The organism is Pseudomonas psychrophila (assembly GCF_001043005.1).
In the GTDB taxonomy this organism is placed as follows: Bacteria; Pseudomonadota; Gammaproteobacteria; order Pseudomonadales; family Pseudomonadaceae; genus Aquipseudomonas; species Aquipseudomonas psychrophila.
This window is the reverse complement of the sequence record NZ_JYKZ01000057.1, coordinates 1-703: the sequence shown is the minus strand read 5'-3', so window position 1 is coordinate 703 and position 703 is coordinate 1. Positions and strand designations below refer to the sequence as shown.

General features: G+C 60.0%; 2 protein-coding genes. One reads left to right on the top strand and one right to left on the bottom strand.

Annotated elements, in window-relative coordinates:
• A partial coding sequence (locus TU76_RS24035; protein WP_048352654.1) for a hypothetical protein occupies nt 1-336 on the bottom strand: 336 nt, incomplete at its 3' end.
• Between TU76_RS24035 and TU76_RS24030 the strand changes: the two genes are divergently transcribed.
• A partial coding sequence (locus TU76_RS24030; protein WP_048352653.1) for a tRNA (cytidine(34)-2'-O)-methyltransferase occupies nt 335-703 on the top strand: 369 nt, incomplete at its 3' end. The genes TU76_RS24035 and TU76_RS24030 overlap by 2 nt on opposite strands.

Here is a 703-nt window from a genome sequence, read left to right as displayed (position 1 = left end):
GCCATCAGTCCCCCGAACCCGCCAGTTCAGCGCCTTGCCGTTAAGCTGGAACTGACCGTGTTGCGGCTTGGCCCGTGCATCAAACAACAGCCCCAATGTGCCGTCGACCCACTCACCATGGAGCTTGGGCTCAGCACTGAACCACACCACCAAAGCCCCCGGCAGCACCTCCACTTGTTGCAGTTCAATAGGCTCGGGTTGGGTCAATCGCCCGATCATCATGCCCACCATCAGACCGACAATCGCCAGCGAACCTAAAACACGTGGCCATAGTTTCGGTCTCGGGTCCTCTTCAGGCGTAGAATGCTGCCTATCTTTAAGTTCGGAGCCGTGCATGTTTCACGTCATCCTTTTCCAACCAGAAATTCCGCCGAATACCGGCAACGTTATCAGGCTGTGCGCCAACAGCGGCTGCCACCTGCATTTGATTGAGCCCATCGGCTTTGAGCTTGACGACAAGCGCTTGCGCCGGGCGGGACTCGACTACCACGAGTATGCACCGCTCAAGCGCCATGCCGACCTTGCCAGCTGCCTTGAAAGCCTCGGCCACCCGCGTCTGTTCGCCTTCACGACCAAAGGCTCGCGACCGTTCCACGATGCCGCCTTTGCCGAAGGTGACGCTTTTATCTTCGGCCCCGAAAGCCGTGGTCTGCCGCCTGAGGTGCTCGACGCCCTCCCCGGTGAACAACGCCTGCGCCTGCCG